Raw genomic sequence first — 15,667 nt, forward strand, 5'->3', positions numbered from 1 at the left:
GGTTACTGCGCGGTCGGTTTCAGCAGGCTGGCGCCTGACGGTTTGTGACCGGCCAGGTGCTGATGCTGGAAAATGCACATGCGGATGGTGTTACGGTATTCACCGTTGATAAAGAACTCGTGAATCAGCTCGCCTTCCACCTTAAAGCCCAGCTTGCGGTAGATATGGATCGCTTTCTCGTTCTCTTTATCCACAATCAGGTAAAGCTTGTAGAGATTCAGAACGTTGAATCCGTAATCCATTGCCAGCTTCGCCGCCCGTGAGGCAAGGCCTTTACCCTGATGCTCAGGGGAAATAATGATCTGGAACTCCGCCCGGCGGTGAACGTGGTTGATCTCAACCAGCTCCACAAGACCGGCTTTTTCGCCTTCGCACTCCACCACAAAACGACGCTCACTCTGATCGTGAATGTGCTTGTCGTAAAGATCGGACAGCTCGACAAACGCCTCGTAGGGCTCTTCAAACCAGTAGCGCATCACGCTGGCATTGTTGTCGAGCTGGTGGACAAAGCGCAGGTCTTCACGCTCCAGCGGACGAAGTTTTACGTCACAGGGCGCCGACATTATGGGGCTACCGTACGGCCAGTGCGGCGATCCAGGCAGCGCAGGGTATTAGGCTCCCAGTAGGCGTTGACGTTTGCGCTTTGCTGACACTTATCGCGCGCGTCAAAGGCGACATCTTCTTTGTCCCACTCTTTTTCGGCACGTTTGTTGACCTTCTGGCGAAGGCTGCGGGTGTCATTCCATTGTTCTTTGTCCATGGCGGCGTTCTGGCGGCTTTGCGCGCTGTCACCAGACTCAATGATGAGTTTGCTGGTTTCCGCTGTCGCAGAGGCGGCAAAGGCGAACGATGACAGCGCCAGCAGGGCTGTCAGACAAAGGCGTTTGCTTAATGTGGTCATAGCGTTTCCTTTTAAATGGGTGCAGATAATCAAGTTACCCCGTACAGATTCTACACTAAAGCGAAATGACGGCATACCCGCGGGGCAAGTATGGAAAAGTAAAGGGCATCATCAGGTATCATGTCTAAATGAATCCTCACCTGAAGTGAAACATGCTTAAAACAACGCTGCTTTTTTTTGCCACCGCGCTATGCGAAATCATCGGCTGCTTCCTGCCCTGGCTCTGGCTGAAGAAGGGGGGAAGCGCATTGTTGCTGATCCCGGCCGGGGTCGCGCTGGCGCTGTTTGTCTGGTTATTAACGTTGCATCCGGCGGCCAGCGGTCGCGTCTATGCGGCTTACGGCGGTGTTTATGTCTGCACCGCGCTGCTGTGGTTACGGGTGGTAGATGGCGTCAAACTCAGCGCATACGACTGGGCCGGGGCGCTGGTAGCCCTTTGCGGCATGCTGATTATTGTCGCAGGATGGGGGCGCGCCTGAGCGCCCCAGTTTTGTGATCCTTCGCGGATATTTTGATCATCATACTTGTATGGTAGTAGCTCAGTTGCGTAAATTTCCCACATCACAACACGCGATGTAAGGAAAGGAATTATGAAGATTGTCGGGGCTGAAGTATTTGTGACCTGTCCGGGACGTAACTTTGTCACCTTAAAAATCACCACCGATGAGGGGATCGTCGGTCTGGGCGATGCCACGCTGAACGGACGCGAGCTGTCCGTGGCCTCTTACCTGAAGGATCACCTTTGCCCCCAGTTGATCGGCCGCGATGCGCACCGCATTGAAGATATCTGGCAGTTTTTCTATAAAGGCGCCTACTGGCGTCGTGGCCCGGTCACCATGTCGGCTATCTCCGCGGTGGATATGGCGCTGTGGGACATCAAAGCCAAAGCCGCCAACATGCCTCTGTACCAGCTGCTGGGCGGCGCGTCCCGGGAAGGGGTGATGGTCTATTGCCACACCACCGGGCACACCATTGATGACGTGCTGGAAGATTACGCCCGTCATAAAGAGATGGGCTTCAGGGCGATCCGCGTGCAGTGCGGCGTGCCGGGCATGAAAACCACCTACGGCATGGCCAAAGGGAAAGGGCTGGCCTACGAGCCTGCGACCAAAGGCGACTGGCCGGAAGAGCAGCTCTGGTCCACCGAGAAATACCTCGATTTCACGCCGAAGTTGTTCGATGCGGTGCGCAGCCAGTTCGGCTTTAATGAACATCTTCTGCACGATATGCACCACCGCCTGACGCCGATTGAAGCGGCCCGTTTTGGCAAGAGCATTGAAGAATTCCGCATGTTCTGGATGGAAGACCCTACGCCCGCGGAAAATCAGGCCTGCTTCCGCCTTATCCGCCAGCATACCGTTACGCCGATTGCGGTGGGCGAGGTGTTTAACAGCATCTGGGACTGCAAGCAGCTCATTGAAGAGCAGCTTATCGACTATATCCGTACCACCCTTACCCATGCGGGCGGGATCACCGGGATGCGTCGCATCGCGGACTTCGCCTCGCTCTACCAGGTACGTACCGGTTCACATGGCCCATCGGATCTGTCGCCTGTGTGTCATGCCGCCGCGCTGCATTTCGACCTGTGGGTGCCGAACTTTGGCGTACAGGAGTACATGGGCTACTCCGAACAGATGCTGGAAGTCTTCCCGCACAGCTGGCGTTTCGATAACGGCTATATGCATCCGGGCGATAAGCCGGGGCTGGGCATCGAATTTGATGAAAAACTGGCCGCGAAATACCCCTACGATCCCGCCTATCTGCCGGTGGCCCGTCTCGAAGACGGTACGCTGTGGAACTGGTAATGGAGGAGCTAACGATGAAAAGCGTAGTGATTCAACAACCGAACGAACTGGTGCTTGAAGAGCGTCCTCTCCCGGAGCCGGGCGCAGGTGAGGTCCGCGTTAACATCCGGCTGGCCGGCATCTGCGGTTCAGACAGCCACATCTACCGCGGGCACAACCCGTTTGCGAAGTATCCGCGCGTGATCGGCCATGAGTTTTTCGGCGTGATCGACGCCGTGGGCGAGGGTGTAGACAGCGCCCGCCTGGGCCAGCGCGTCTCCGTCGACCCGGTGATCAGCTGCGGGCACTGCTATCCGTGCTCCGTCGGGAAACCGAACGTCTGCACCTCGCTGGTGGTACTGGGCGTACACCGTGACGGCGGTTTTAGCGAATATGCGACAGTGCCCGCTAAAAATGCCTGGCCCATTCCGGATGCGATCCCGGATAACCATGCCGTCATGGTTGAGCCCTTCACCATTGCTGCCAACGTGACGGGGCAGGCCAATCCCACTGAACAGGACGTTGCGCTGATCTATGGCGCAGGCCCGATGGGGCTGGTCACCGTACAGGCGCTGAAGGGCGTCTATAAGGTGAAGCAGGTTATCGTGGTTGACCGTATAGATGAACGCCTTGCAATGGCGCAGCGCAGCGGCGCGGACTGGGTCTTCAATAACGGCAAGCAGTCGTTGCAGGTCGCGCTGGACGAAAAAGGCATCAGGCCGACATTAATCATTGATGCTGCCTGTCATCCGTCGATTCTGCAGGAAGCGATAACCCTGGCCTCTCCGGCGGCGCGCATTGTGCTGATGGGCTTCTCCAGCGAGCCGAGCCAGATTGTTCAGCAGGGCATTACCGGCAAAGAGCTGGCGATCTTCTCCTCGCGCCTGAATGCCAACAAATTCCCGGTCGTCATCGACTGGCTGGAAAAAGGGCTGATCGACCCGGAAAAACTGATCATCCATACCTTTGACTATCACCACGTTACAGACGCCATTGAACTGTTTGAAAAAGACCAGCGGCAGTGCTGCAAAGTCTTGCTCACGTTCGGGCAATAATCATTTACGCGGTTAAGCGCCTGCGCAGACAGGCGCTAAGTGGTACGCATCTTACCTTTCAGAGATAGCCATTATGACGCAAGTACAACCTCAAAGAACCACCTCCGATCTGGTGAAAGCCGCCGTTTCCGGCTGGCTGGGCACCGCGCTCGAATTTATGGACTTCCAGCTTTACTCACTGGGAGCCGCCCTGGTTTTCCATGAGATCTTCTTCCCGGAACAATCCGCCGCGATGGCATTGATCCTGGCGATGGGCACCTACGGCGCAGGTTATATTGCGCGTATCGTTGGGGCCTTTATCTTCGGACGCATGGGCGACAGCATTGGCCGTAAGAAGGTGCTGTTTATCACCATTACCATGATGGGGATCTGCACCACGCTGATTGGCGTACTGCCGACCTATGCCCAGATAGGGATTTTCGCCCCCGTTCTGCTGGTGACGCTGCGCATTATTCAGGGACTGGGTGCCGGGGCGGAGATCTCCGGAGCGGGGACGATGCTTGCGGAGTACGCGCCGAAAGGTAAACGCGGCATTATCTCCTCGCTGGTGGCGATGGGCACCAACTGCGGGACGCTGAGCGCAACGGCTATCTGGGCCATTATGTTCTTCGCCCTTGACCGTGAACAGCTGCTCGCCTGGGGCTGGCGCGTGCCGTTCCTTGCAAGCGTTGTGGTGATGATCTTTGCCATCTGGCTCCGTATGAACCTGAAAGAGAGCCCGGTGTTTGAGAAAGTTAACGAAGAAGAAACCGCGATGCCGGACACCTCGCTGGGCTCGATGGTGAAAAGCAAATCCTTCTGGCTGGCGACCGGCCTGCGCTTTGGTCAGGCGGGGAATTCAGGCCTGATTCAGACGTTCCTGGCGGGTTATCTGGTTCAGACACTGCTGTTCGATAAAGCCATCCCGACCGATGCGCTGATGATCAGCTCCATTCTTGGGTTTATCTCCATTCCGCTGCTGGGCTGGCTTTCCGATAAAGTGGGCCGTCGGCTGCCGTACATAATCCTCAATATCTCCGCCATTCTTCTCGCGTATCCGATGCTGTCGATCATCGTCGACAAAAGCTACGCGCCGGGGACGATCATGCTCTCGATTATCGTTATCCACAATTTCGCCGTACTGGGGCTGTTTGCGCTGGAAAATATCACCATGGCGGAGATGTTTGGCTCGCGAAATCGCTTTACCCGCATGGCTATCTCAAAAGAGGCGGGTGGTCTGGTGGCAGTAGGTTTTGGTCCGGTACTGGCGGGGATCTTCTGTAATATGACCGGCTCCTGGTGGCCGATTGTTGCCATGCTGGTGGCCTATTCCGCGATCGGGCTGGTCTCGGCAATCCTGATGCCAGAAGTGCGCGACCGTGATTTGAGCGCGGCGCAAGACGCGGCGGAGACGGTGTCAGAAGAGACTGTTGGTTACGGAGCGCTCTCCTCGCGCCGTTAGTGGTTTATATCTTTCGTGAGATATCACACAACTTTCTCTTTATGTCACACCACATGCGCAAAAGTTAATATAAATCAAAACCTCGAACGGCAGTATCAGTATGGTTGATGGCAGTTATGGTTTACCCCAACTGCCATTCTAGTTGGTGTAGTCAGCAGGCGCTGCCGTTTAACAACATGCGGCAGCGCTCCACAGCGTTCTAATTAACGAGTCTAAATCATGGAAAACAAGTTATTGCAGGCCCACGCGACGCTGCCTCAGTACGATCGCGACAGCCTCAAAGCACGCATCGTTCATTTAGGGTTTGGCGCTTTTCACCGGGCGCATCAGGCGGTGTATGCCGACATACTCGCGGCAGAACAGGGCAGCGACTGGGGCTACTGCGAGGTTAACCTGATTGGCGGCGAGCAGCAGATCGCCGATCTGAACGCGCAGGATAACCTCTATACGGTGGCGGAAATGTCCGCCGATGCATGGATCTCCCGCGTGGTTGGCGTAGTCAAAAAGGCGCTGCATGCGCAGGTTGACGGGCTGGAGAGCGTGCTGGCAGCAATGTGCGAACCGCAGGTGGCGATTGTCTCACTGACCATCACCGAGAAAGGGTACTGCCATTCCCCGGCGACCGGACAACTGATGCTCGATCACCCGTTTATCGTCGCCGACCTGCAAAACCCGCACCAGCCAAAATCCGCGCCGGGTGTGGTGGTAGAAGCGCTGGCGCGCCGCAAAGCGGCGGGTCTGCCGGCATTTAGTGTGATGTCGTGCGACAACATGCCGGAGAACGGCCATGTGATGCGCAGCGTCACCTGCGCTTACGCCCGGGCGGTTGACGCTGAGCTGGCGGACTGGATCGAAACCCACGTCACCTTCCCGTCAACGATGGTGGATCGCATCGTGCCCGCGGTCACGCCCGATACGCTGGATAAAATCGAGCAACTGACCGGCGTTCGCGATCCTGCAGCGGTGGCCTGCGAACCGTTCCGCCAGTGGGTAATAGAAGATAACTTTGTCGCCGGTCGTCCTGAGTGGGAAAAAGCCGGTGCCGAGCTGGTTGCTGACGTCATTCCGTTTGAAGAGATGAAGCTGCGCATGCTCAACGGCAGCCACTCGTTCCTGGCGTATCTGGGGTATCTGGCCGGGTATCAACATATCAACGAGTGTATGGAAGACGAGAACTACCGCGTCGCCGCGCACGCGCTGATGATCGGCGAACAGGCGCCAACCCTGAAAGTGAAAGGCGTCGATTTAGGTCGCTATGCCGATCTGCTGATCGCCCGCTACAGCAACCCGGCCCTGCGTCACCGTACGTGGCAAATCGCGATGGACGGTAGCCAGAAGCTCCCGCAGCGGATGCTTGATTCCGTGCGCTGGCATCTGGCGCACCGGAAGCCTTTCCCGCTGCTGGCGCTGGGGGTTGCCGGCTGGATGCGCTATGTCGGCGGCGTGGATGAGCAGGGCAAGGCCATTGAGGTGAGCGATCCGCAGCTGGCGGTCATTCAGGCGGCGGTGAAGGGCAGTGCAGAAGGAGAAAGCCGGGTGCATGCGCTGCTCGGTATTGAGGCTATCTTCGGTAAAGCGTTACCGCAGGACGCTGACTTTGTGGATGCGGTGATGAAGGCATATCAGACGTTACTGCAGAAGGGCGTCAAAGCGACCGTGGCGCAGTTCGTGTCGCAACGGTAGTTCAGCACATGCCGCCGTTCGCGGCGGCATGCAGGGACACAGGTTAGTGCATCCCCAGACGAATCAGCTCAATCGGTTCGAACTTACCTTCACATCCTTCCACTTCCACGGTTTTGCTACGACGCACCTGCTCGGCATTGAGGCCGTCACTGTGGATCGCTTTAATCACGCCGAACTGGTTTGTGCCACTAATCATGACGCGGCTGCCAGTAGTGATTGCATTGCGGTTACGGTCGTATGTCATCATGGTATTTTCTCCTCTCTAACCTGGTCGTTACGGCGTTATTTCTGGTACGCCGTTCACGGGGCATATAAATACGCCTGTCCGCAGGTCAGTTTTTTGTTTTTGATCAAACTCACACTTTTTTCTTTATTTCGCAGGAGCAGCGATCGCAGAGAGGGGAATATAGCGCGAACGTCATTGGATGGAATAAAACCAGGCAGGACAACGCATGACTCGCCGCACCCGTAAGGGGCGGCGAATGTTACTCTTCGCTAAACCACTCGCTATTTTCCTGACGGATAAGCTGCACCGATTCGCTAATTTCCTGCAGATGCAGCGTCATTGCTTTTTCCACAGCGTCCGGGTCGCGTTTTTCGAGCGCGCTGAAAATATCGTGATGCTGTCGGAGCAACATTTCCGGTGGCGAGACGTGATCGAGACTCATATACCGCACGCGATCGATGGTGGCTTTGATGTTTTCGATAGTGTCCCAGGCGAGTTGGCAATCCGCAATCTGCGCCAGTTTCTGGTGGAATTCATCATCGAGCTGGAAGAAGTCATTCAGCTGTTTACGGTCAATCGCAATACGCTGCTGATGCAGATTCTGCTCCAGCAGGTAACACTGGTTGTCGTTGATAAGCGTTGCAGCACGACGCGCCACCGCGCATTCAATGGCCTGACGAACGAAACATCCGTTGCGAACCTGAGAAAGTGAAATTTTATTCACGTAACTGCCGCGCTGGGGACGGATCTGAATCAGACCGTTTTCCGCAAGCTTAATAAACGCTTCACGCACCGGCTGCCGGGAGACGTCAAACCGCACGGAGACCTCTTTTTCGGAAAGCGGTGTTCCCGGTGGGATCAGGCAATGAACAATATCGCGTCGCAAAATGCGATAGATTTGCTGGTTGACGGGCTGGGTGGGATTAAGTTGCGATTCAGCGGCCATGAGTTGTCATTTCTCAGAGAGTTAGCCCGAACATACTACCATTCTTTTATAACCCGAAACAGACCCGGCCCGCAGGCCGGGAAGGGCACGGTTAGCCGCGATGGACGTTCAGTCCGGCAAAACTCTGGCTGACGGGCATCATTTCGACAGTATTGATATTGACGTGTTTTGGCAGCGTCGCCACCCACCAGACTGTTTCTGTGACATCTTCCGGCGTCAGCGCGTTAGCATTTTCGTAGGTCTTATCTGCCTTCGCGTCATCGCCTTTGAAACGGACATTGGAAAATTCGGTGCCGCCCACCAGACCCGGCTCGATATCGGTCACACGAATGGCGGTGCCGTGCAGATCGGTGCGCAGGTTAAGGCTGAACTGGCGTACAAACGCTTTCGTCGCGCCATAAACGTTGCCGCCCGCGTAAGGCCAGCTCCCGGCCGTTGAGCCGATATTGATAATATGGCCACGGTTACGCTCAACCATCCCCGGCAACACCGCGCGGGTCATGTAGACCAGCCCTTTGTTGTTGGTGTCGATCATGTTTTCCCAGTCTTCTACGCTGGCTTTGTGGGCGGGCTCCATGCCCAGCGCCAGACCAGCATTGTTGACCAGCACGTCGATGGCGCGCCATTCAGCGGGCAGGTTGGCAATCATCTCTTCAATGGCAGCGCGGTTACGCACATCGAGCTGCGCGGTCAGGATGCTGTCGCCTAATTCGTCTTTCAGCTCCTGCAAACGTTCCTGGCGGCGCCCGGTCGCAATAACCTTGTGCCCGTTGGCGACGAAGCGACGCGTGATGCTTTCACCAAAACCTGCCGTTGCCCCGGTAACTAAAATAATCATCTCACTGTTCCTCAACGCTTTTTGTGTTGTACTAACATAGCATGGTCGCAGAGGGAGCGTTAAGGCAACATTTGTATGACAGCGTTGCAGGGGCTACTCTGGGAAGAAACCCGTACTCAGGAGTGAAAGATGGCGGCCACCAATCCTTTTTTTGACATCAGTCTGTTGCCTTACCAGGCGCCCCGTTTTGATGAAATCAACGACAGCCACTATCGCCCGGCTTTCGATGAAGCGCTTCGCCAGAAGCGGGCGGACATTGAGGCCATTGTCGCTCAGCACGCTGCGCCAGATTTCAATAACACCGTGCTGGCGCTGGAAAAAAGTGGCGTCATGCTCACGCGCGTCAGCAGCGTTTTCTTCGCCATGACCTCCGCGCACACCAACGCGTATCTGCAGGAACTGGAGGAACAGTTCTCCACCGAACTTGCCGCGCTGGCGAACGATATCTGGCTGAATGATACGCTCTTCGCCCGCGTCGAGAGCGTCTGGCAGGACCGTGCCGCGCTGGACGCCGAATCCCGGCGGCTGGTCGAGGAGACGTATCAGCGGTTTATACTGGCCGGGGCGCGTCTGAATGAGACAGAAAAAGCCGAGCTGAAGGCGCTGAATACCGAGGCAGCCTCTCTGACCAGCCAGTTTAATCAACGTCTGCTGGCTGCCGATAAGACCGGTGGGCTGGTGGTGGATTATGCGCACCAGCTTGACGGGCTCAGCGCAACGGAGATCGCGGACGCGGCACAGGCAGCCGCAGAGAGAGGGCTTAACGATCGCTGGCTGATCCCGCTTCTGAACACTACCCAGCAGCCCGCGCTGGCAGCGCTGCGCAATCGTCAGACGCGTGAAAATCTCTTCAGGGCTGGCTGGACACGTACCCAGAAAGGGGATGAAAACGACACCCGTGAGCTGATCCTTCGTCTCACGGCGCTGCGTGCCCGTCAGGCTCGCCTGTTGGGCTTTGAGGATTACGCCAGCTGGAGTACCGCGGATCAGATGGCGAAAACCCCTGACGCCGCGCTGGCCTTTATGCGCGGTATTGTGCCTGCCGCCCGCGCCCGCGCGGAGCGCGAGCAGGCCGATATTCAGAAAGTGATTGATGACGAGCAGGCTGGTTTTATAGTGCAGGCGTGGGACTGGGCCTTTCATGCGGAGCGCGTGCGCCAGGCAAAATATGCCCTCGATGAGTCGCAAATCAGGCCTTATTTTGCGCTCAATACCATGCTGCAGGATGGTGTGTTCTGGGCGGCCAGCCAGCTGTTTGGCATCCGCTTCGTCGAGCGCTTCGATATCCCGGTTTATCACCCGGACGTTCGCGTATGGGAAATTTTCGACCACACCGGTGAGGGCATGGCGCTGTTTTACGGCGACTTCTTCGCGCGCGATTCCAAGCAGGGCGGCGCCTGGATGGGCAATTTCGTCGAACAATCGTACGAGTTTGCGGCCCGTCCGGTTATCTATAATGTCTGTAACTACCAAAAACCGGCGAACGGCGGTGTCGCGCTCCTCTCCTGGGATGATGTGATAACGCTCTTCCACGAGTTTGGCCATACTCTGCACGGCCTTTTTGCCAGCCAGCGTTTCGCCACGCTCTCCGGCACCAATACCCCGCGTGATTTTGTTGAATTCCCGTCGCAAATCAATGAGCACTGGGCCAGCCATCCGCAGGTGTTTACGCACTATGCGCGCCACTACGAAACCGGCGAACCGATGCCGGACGCGCTGCGGGAAAGCATGCTCAACGCGACGCATTTCAACAAGGGCTATGATATGACGGAACTGCTGAGCGCCGCGCTGCTGGACATGAACTGGCACGGCATCAGTGAGGCCGTTTCTGACGTTGACGCATTTGAAACGGCAGCGTTGCAGAAAGAGGGGCTGGATCTGCCCGCTGTACCGCCGCGCTATCGCAGCAGCTATTTTGCCCATATTTTTGGTGGCGGCTACGCGGCGGGGTATTACGCCTACCTGTGGACGCAAATGCTCGCGGATGATGGCTACCAGTGGTTTGTCGAACAGGGCGGCTTAACGCGTGAGAACGGACAAAAATTCCGCGAAGCGATTTTGTCTCGCGGGAACAGCACGGATTTAGCGGAACTGTATCGTAACTGGCGCGGACACGATCCGCAGATCGAACCGATGCTGGAGAATCGCGGGTTGAGTGCATAGAACACGGGTTGCCTGAAAACAGAGCCGGGCTTTACGCCCGGTTTTTTTATACCTGGTCTCATGTCCAAAATATCTTCGCTGCAGAACCAATAATGTAATCTGACCTTCCTGAATGATTGATTTTTCGTCATTACAGTCGGAAAATCCCTGTATTTTAAATGGGAAAGGCATAAACAGGATGTTCACGCTCTATATGAAATGGGAAGCCCAGCGAACACTGGCGCCGGATGATATTCAGTTCATCCTCACGCCACGAGAAGCACTGGAGATGGCGAGCATATTTTACGAACTGGATTACCTGGAATACGACTACCAGCGTAACCCCCTTCGCCGTAACAGCGTTCCGAAACGACGACAAGGCGTTCTCAACCGCCACGCGACGCAGCCCTATAAACGTAAGTTTCGTACCGAATATGACGGACTCTATGATGAAGTGAAATGGAATCTCGAGCACGGCTGGATGATCGGTGTGAATACGGAAGAAAAGTGGGATAAGTACCGCAATCCGTTCTTCTTTGATGACGACAGTAATCTGGTTTATGACTGTTTCATGAACACCTACAGTGAGAGTTTCCCGCAGGAAGTGCACCGGATTTACGAGTACAGCCTGAACGAACACCAGGGCAGAAAGCCCGCGCCGACCGTTAAACAGCACTATTCCGACACCCCGATACAGCGCGCGCAAGCAGCGAAAACCATCAACAGCAAAGCCGCGGGAAGGCTTCTTGCAGCGGGCGGCATCTACAACGGCAACGTAGCGGGATTTCATCAGACCGCACAGCAGCTTGGCGGCGATGCGCCAGCAGGTTACGATCAGGTAATAGACAACAAAGGGCTAATCATTGCTGGTGCTTCTGTTGTTGCAGGTCTTGGCCTTGGTCGATTAGGGGCTGTTAGTGAAATTAACGATCTCCATGTTTTGGGAAAAGTCGAGGGGGAATACTCGATGATAAAGCCCGGCCCATTAAGTGAGCGTTTTGCTGAAACATTCTCTGGTGGAGTTTACAAGGAAATAACGTTGTCCCAGGACACCACGTTTTATAGAGGTGGTCAAAGTGGAACTGAATTAGGTCGGTTTTTCAGCTATGAAAGACCTTTAGGGGTACTACAAACACGTATTGATAAGGCTGTGTTACCTAAATGGCCAGACGGTTCGGAATCCGTGATAGATAATTATTATGAGACGAAAATCCCTGCGGGATCGAAGGTTTATGTTGGCCAGGTGGGTTACCAGTCTGATATTTTTCCGGGTGGTACTGAGCAAGTAGTCATTCCGGCGCCTTGGGAAATTCCTGGTGTGGAGACTGTTAATTTTGGGGGGTTAAAATGAAATCAGATATTAAAATATTACTTACTCAAATCATTGATTTGCTTATGGAATGTCATGAGGATGTTTGGTCAAAGAAACTCATTTATTTTCGTGAGCATTTGGACTCTGATTATGATCAAGCCTTGTCAGGCATCAGGTCGGTCTTTGGAGGGGCTGGTTCCTTTAACGATTTAATATTGCAAAACAATGGCAAAATGTTGCGAACAGAAAACAATACACTTAGTGAGTTGCAGGATAAGTTATATAGCATGATAAAGGCAGAGATCCTGGCGCGGACACGATCCGCAGATTGAACGGATGCTGGAGAATCGCGGGTTGAGTGCGTAGAACCCGGGTTGCCTGAAAACAGAGCCGGGCTTTACGCCCGGTTTTTTTATACCTGGTCTGAAGTCTGGAATGGCACCGACAAAGTAATATCCTATTTCCCGCCAACAAACCTTATATTTAAATTAAATTTATGCGAAATAAAGTCATTCTGCACGGCATGTTTTATAAACAGTGTAGAGTTTGCAAAATAGTTAATGATTAATCATTTGATCTTGATTAGGGAAAACAAATATTCTTTAGTGTCAGGTTTTAACGCTAAAATTTTCTTGTTTTATGCCGATAACCGAAGATGGCATAAAACATGACGTAAGAGCAGTTAAGAAGGCGAATGATGACCCTACCTCTGAACACTCCTGGCTTTACGGATACCGAAAATTCTAAAAGGCTGATAAATAAAACCTTTACCTATGTCGTTACGTTATTGATAAGTATTTTCATTGCGGCAATCGTTTCCTTGCTAATAATAAAAAACAATGTTAACCAAATCAGCGACCAACACGATGAATTTTTATTAAAAAAAGCGTTAGAGACTCGCCAGGAAAGCATGCGAAGTCATCTTAAAGACAATGCCGAGTGGGGCGATGTCTATAAACATCTTCATCAGAAAATTGACCTTCACTGGGCATGGGATAAGCAGAATCTGGGTAAGTCCCTGTACGACAACTTTGGTTACGAAGGGGTGTTTGTTATCTCAGCGGAAGGGACCACGCGTTACAGCGTGCTTGACGGGAAACTGAAACGTGAAGAACTGGAAAGCTGGTTAGATAAACCTACGAAAGCGCGTTTACTCCATGAGCTTAGCCTGAAAAATGGACTGCCGGTCTCCATGCTCACGCTTATCCATTCCGTCCCCGCCATTGTTTCAGCCGAATGGATAACAACGGGCGATGATCCGAGTGTACAACCCTCACCGGGTAAGCCATCAGTCATGGTGTTTATTGATAAATTAACGGCTAAAAAACTGCTGACGATAGGGCAGGATGCCGGAATAAATAATGTACGCGCTTCCCTTAATAAAGAAAAGGCTGAGGCAAATAACCAGACCGCATTTACTCTACGCACCCAAAATGGTGATGTGGACATTATCTGGGACAGTGAAAACCCCGGTCAGGCGTTGATCATCTATTTTTTGCCGTTAATGATCCTGTCAGTACTTTTGACAATTTCGATGATGGTCATCCTCATGCGCCATATTATGCACAAGGCGAGAATGCATGACGAAAATACATTTCTGCTTGAGAAGGCAAGATTGAATCTTATCACGAGCGAAAAACGCTTCCGGGACGTCAGTGAAACCACCAGCGACTGGTTCTGGGAAACCGATTTATCGTTAAAAATAACATGGCTGTCCGGCCGTTTTTCCACCGTCACAGGATACGATCAGAGTCAATGGATCGGTCGCCGGTTGGATGAACTCTTTCCTTCGACCAGAGGCAGTTTTAATAAGCCTGTAACGGGCCATGCGTTAACAGGGCGCTTCGAATTTAAGAACTGCCCTTATAAGAACTATCAACATGCCACCGCGTATTGCACGCTGCTGGCTAAATTTTCGACTCAGCCGGATGGCACTGTTGTATTGCGCGGTGCGGCAACCGATGTTTCTCTGGAAGTGGAAGCCACTAAACGCGTGGAGTTCCTGTCACGGCATGATGAATTAACAGGCCTCCCGAACCGGTACCATATTAAGGAGTTTCTGGCGGGCCAGTTAGCGAAAGAAGGCGTTAATCATTATCCCTTCGCCATGATTTGCCTGGATTTAGACAAGTTTAAACCCGTCAATGATATTTTTGGCCATTCCACAGGGGATGCCCTGCTTGGCGAGGTCGCCTCGCGTCTTAAACATTGTGTTCGTGACGGGGATTTTGTCGCCCGACAAGGGGGCGATGAATTTATGCTGCTCCTCGGCAACATCAGTCAAAAAGAGCAGATTGAAGAGGTGTGTCAACGTATCGTGGAAGAACTCAACCGTCCTTTCACCATTGATGGCAACGATGTGGCAATAGGCGTCAGCATGGGGATTGCAATGGCGCCACAGGACAGCAGCAGCGCAAACGATCTTTTACGCTTTGCGGATATTGCCCTTTATCAGGCGAAACAATCCGGTAGAAACAGATGGGTTTATTATCGCCCGGATATGTCGGAAAAGCTGACTGAACGCAGAAAACTGGAATTAGAGCTCAGAACTGCGATTCGCGAGGACCAGCTCTCTCTGGTTTATCAGCCGCGTTATAGCCTCCGATATTCTAAAATCGAGGCCGTGGAAGCCCTGGTTCGTTGGCAGCACCCGGAACGCGGAAACATGATGCCCGATCAGTTTATCCCGCTGGCTGAAGAAACCGGGCTTATTATTAGTCTCAGCAACTGGGTTATTCGCAAAGCGTGTCTGGATGCGCAAGCTTTCTTGCCAGGATTATCGGTATCGGTCAATATTTCTGCGATTGAATTCCAGGCAAGCGATCTCGCCGAAAGAATTAAAGATATTCTTCATGACACCGGGCTCGAAGCCCAGCGGCTGGAAATCGAAGTGACCGAGAATGTCACGCTTTCCGATCCAGAAAAAACTCTGCAGACCATGAAGGCCCTCAAAAAAATGGGCGTTCGCATTCTGATTGATGATTTCGGTACCGGCTATGCCTCGCTGAGCTATCTGCGGAAGTTTCAGTTTGATGGGCTCAAGCTCGACAAAAGCTTTATTTTTACGTTAGGCGATTCACCGCAAAACCAGGCTGTCGTTGAGAAAATCATCGATCTGGGCAAGGCCTATTCCATGGAGATCACCGCAGAAGGTGTGGAAACCCTCGAACAGCTCACTTTCCTCATGAAAAATAAGTGTGATGAAGTGCAGGGGTACTTACTCGGGAAACCGTCTGCCATTGCGGACTTAAATGTAAACGCAGCGGTATTAAGTGCGTATAGCCTGGGCCATACAATGAATTGATAGTATTGAACAACCCGCGAGACGCTGATTGTCAA

At 53.6% G+C, this 15,667-nt stretch carries 14 protein-coding genes; 9 read left to right on the forward strand and 5 right to left on the reverse strand.

Going from position 1 to position 15,667, the window contains the following annotated elements:
* Window positions 1-2: 2 nt before the first annotated feature.
* Both speG and C1N69_RS10285 read right to left on the reverse strand, forming a co-directional pair.
* The gene (gene speG / locus C1N69_RS10280) at window positions 3-563 is read right to left on the reverse strand and encodes a spermidine N1-acetyltransferase (protein ID WP_155031111.1); all 561 of its coding nucleotides are present in this window, start codon (window positions 561-563) and stop codon (window positions 3-5) included.
* Entirely contained in the window at window positions 563-901 is a 339-nt protein-coding gene (locus C1N69_RS10285; protein WP_008502414.1) for a DUF1283 family protein, read from the reverse strand. The genes speG and C1N69_RS10285 overlap by 1 nt, the downstream gene beginning before the upstream one ends.
* A 152-nt stretch (window positions 902-1,053) precedes the next feature.
* Here C1N69_RS10285 and C1N69_RS10290 point away from each other — a divergent pair, with 152 nt between their 5' ends.
* The 5 genes from C1N69_RS10290 (at window position 1,054) to C1N69_RS10310 (ending at window position 6,864) form a co-directional block, all read left to right on the forward strand.
* Window positions 1,054-1,380 (forward strand): YnfA family protein, encoded by a 327-nt coding sequence (locus C1N69_RS10290; RefSeq protein WP_045284860.1) that lies wholly within the window; start codon window positions 1,054-1,056, stop codon window positions 1,378-1,380.
* Between the two features lie 111 nt (window positions 1,381-1,491).
* A complete protein-coding gene (gene manD, locus C1N69_RS10295; protein ID WP_047958474.1) occupies window positions 1,492-2,706 on the forward strand; it encodes a D-mannonate dehydratase ManD in 1,215 nt (404 codons plus the stop codon).
* 14 nt (window positions 2,707-2,720) lie between these two features.
* A complete protein-coding gene (locus C1N69_RS10300; protein ID WP_155031112.1) occupies window positions 2,721-3,740 on the forward strand; it encodes a Zn-dependent oxidoreductase in 1,020 nt (339 codons plus the stop codon).
* A gap of 73 nt (window positions 3,741-3,813) precedes the next feature.
* Window positions 3,814-5,181 carry an MFS transporter gene (locus tag C1N69_RS10305; protein WP_155031113.1) on the forward strand — a complete coding sequence of 456 codons (1,368 nt, stop codon included), beginning with the start codon at window positions 3,814-3,816 and terminating at the stop codon, window positions 5,179-5,181.
* Between the two features lie 219 nt (window positions 5,182-5,400).
* Entirely contained in the window at window positions 5,401-6,864 is a 1,464-nt protein-coding gene (locus C1N69_RS10310) for a mannitol dehydrogenase family protein (protein ID WP_155031114.1), read from the forward strand.
* 43 nt (window positions 6,865-6,907) lie between these two features.
* Here the strand turns inward: C1N69_RS10310 and ydfZ are convergent, their stop codons facing one another.
* From ydfZ to ydfG, 3 genes are all read right to left on the reverse strand, one after another.
* Entirely contained in the window at window positions 6,908-7,111 is a 204-nt protein-coding gene (gene ydfZ / locus C1N69_RS10315) for a putative selenium delivery protein YdfZ (protein WP_025757991.1), read from the reverse strand.
* A 238-nt stretch (window positions 7,112-7,349) separates the two neighbouring features.
* Entirely contained in the window at window positions 7,350-8,036 is a 687-nt protein-coding gene (locus tag C1N69_RS10320; RefSeq protein ID WP_025757990.1) for a GntR family transcriptional regulator, read from the reverse strand.
* Between the two features lie 91 nt (window positions 8,037-8,127).
* Complete coding sequence (gene ydfG / locus C1N69_RS10325; protein ID WP_025757989.1) at window positions 8,128-8,874, reverse strand: bifunctional NADP-dependent 3-hydroxy acid dehydrogenase/3-hydroxypropionate dehydrogenase YdfG; 747 nt, start codon at window positions 8,872-8,874, stop codon at window positions 8,128-8,130.
* A 129-nt stretch (window positions 8,875-9,003) separates the two neighbouring features.
* Here ydfG and dcp point away from each other — a divergent pair, with 129 nt between their 5' ends.
* The 4 genes from dcp (at window position 9,004) to C1N69_RS10345 (ending at window position 15,632) form a co-directional block, all read left to right on the forward strand.
* Entirely contained in the window at window positions 9,004-11,037 is a 2,034-nt protein-coding gene (gene dcp, locus C1N69_RS10330; protein WP_155031115.1) for a peptidyl-dipeptidase Dcp, read from the forward strand.
* A 178-nt stretch (window positions 11,038-11,215) separates the two neighbouring features.
* A complete protein-coding gene (locus C1N69_RS10335) occupies window positions 11,216-12,367 on the forward strand; it encodes a DUF8093 domain-containing protein (RefSeq protein WP_095440744.1) in 1,152 nt (383 codons plus the stop codon).
* Window positions 12,364-12,660 carry a DUF6966 domain-containing protein gene (locus tag C1N69_RS10340; protein WP_095440743.1) on the forward strand — a complete coding sequence of 99 codons (297 nt, stop codon included), beginning with the start codon at window positions 12,364-12,366 and terminating at the stop codon, window positions 12,658-12,660. The genes C1N69_RS10335 and C1N69_RS10340 overlap by 4 nt, the downstream gene beginning before the upstream one ends.
* A 365-nt stretch (window positions 12,661-13,025) precedes the next feature.
* Window positions 13,026-15,632, forward strand: coding sequence for a bifunctional diguanylate cyclase/phosphodiesterase (locus tag C1N69_RS10345; protein ID WP_155031919.1), 2,607 nt, complete (start codon window positions 13,026-13,028; stop codon window positions 15,630-15,632).
* The last annotated feature ends 35 nt before the right edge of the window (window positions 15,633-15,667 follow it).

The sequence above is a fragment of the Enterobacter sichuanensis genome (assembly GCF_009036245.1).
In the GTDB taxonomy this organism is placed as follows: Bacteria; Pseudomonadota; Gammaproteobacteria; order Enterobacterales; family Enterobacteriaceae; genus Enterobacter; species Enterobacter sichuanensis.

Excerpts from the sequence above, each read along its gene's own strand:
- C1N69_RS10310 (WP_155031114.1), top strand. The coding sequence starts at position 5,401 with ATGGAAAACAAGTTATTGCAGGCCCACGCGACGCTGCCTCAGTACGAT.
- C1N69_RS10300 (WP_155031112.1), top strand. The coding sequence starts at position 2,721 with ATGAAAAGCGTAGTGATTCAACAACCGAACGAACTGGTGCTTGAAGAG.
- dcp (WP_155031115.1), top strand. The coding sequence starts at position 9,004 with ATGGCGGCCACCAATCCTTTTTTTGACATCAGTCTGTTGCCTTACCAG.
- C1N69_RS10335 (WP_095440744.1), top strand. The coding sequence starts at position 11,216 with ATGTTCACGCTCTATATGAAATGGGAAGCCCAGCGAACACTGGCGCCG.
- ydfZ (WP_025757991.1), bottom strand. The coding sequence starts at position 7,111 with ATGATGACATACGACCGTAACCGCAATGCAATCACTACTGGCAGCCGC.
- manD (WP_047958474.1), top strand. The coding sequence starts at position 1,492 with ATGAAGATTGTCGGGGCTGAAGTATTTGTGACCTGTCCGGGACGTAAC.
- C1N69_RS10305 (WP_155031113.1), top strand. The coding sequence starts at position 3,814 with ATGACGCAAGTACAACCTCAAAGAACCACCTCCGATCTGGTGAAAGCC.
- C1N69_RS10340 (WP_095440743.1), top strand. The coding sequence starts at position 12,364 with ATGAAATCAGATATTAAAATATTACTTACTCAAATCATTGATTTGCTT.
- C1N69_RS10285 (WP_008502414.1), bottom strand. The coding sequence starts at position 901 with ATGACCACATTAAGCAAACGCCTTTGTCTGACAGCCCTGCTGGCGCTG.
- C1N69_RS10345 (WP_155031919.1), top strand. The coding sequence starts at position 13,026 with ATGACCCTACCTCTGAACACTCCTGGCTTTACGGATACCGAAAATTCT.
- C1N69_RS10320 (WP_025757990.1), bottom strand. The coding sequence starts at position 8,036 with ATGGCCGCTGAATCGCAACTTAATCCCACCCAGCCCGTCAACCAGCAA.
- C1N69_RS10290 (WP_045284860.1), top strand. The coding sequence starts at position 1,054 with ATGCTTAAAACAACGCTGCTTTTTTTTGCCACCGCGCTATGCGAAATC.
- speG (WP_155031111.1), bottom strand. The coding sequence starts at position 563 with ATGTCGGCGCCCTGTGACGTAAAACTTCGTCCGCTGGAGCGTGAAGAC.
- ydfG (WP_025757989.1), bottom strand. The coding sequence starts at position 8,874 with ATGATTATTTTAGTTACCGGGGCAACGGCAGGTTTTGGTGAAAGCATC.